Below are 340 nucleotides of genomic sequence, written 5' to 3'. Positions count from 1 at the left end.
CATGCTTGCACCGTCGGCCAGCACGCGATCATGCATGCTCCGCGTCAACAGATGGAAGTTTGAGGCCGATACGCTCGCCCATTTGGCATAGATGTCGCCCTCGCGATCGTCGATCACCGTGACCATCGTGGCCGCAGAGAGCACCTGCTTGGCTCGATGGGCCGTGCTGATCCAACGTTCCGACTCCTTCTGCTCCAGTGGCCGCTGATCGTGCGGCACCGTAACCCGGCCCTGGCGCGTCCAAATCTTCCCGCCTACCAGCCCCAGACAGGCGTCACTGGCGGCATCCACGGCGGCCATCGCATGCAACAGCAAGCCGTGGCTGTTCCCTTTGCCGATC

At 63.2% G+C, this 340-nt stretch carries 1 pseudogene; it reads right to left on the bottom strand.

Annotated elements, in window-relative coordinates:
• Positions 1 to 315, bottom strand: a pseudogene (locus tag KJQ96_RS38910) (transposase); the annotation flags it as partial.
• Positions 316 to 340: the final 25 nt, after the last annotated feature.

It is taken from the genome of Bradyrhizobium sp. sGM-13 (assembly GCF_018398875.1).
GTDB lineage: Bacteria > Pseudomonadota > Alphaproteobacteria > Rhizobiales > Xanthobacteraceae > Bradyrhizobium.
Note: the sequence above shows the minus strand (reverse complement) of the source record. Positions and strands in the feature narration are given on the sequence as shown.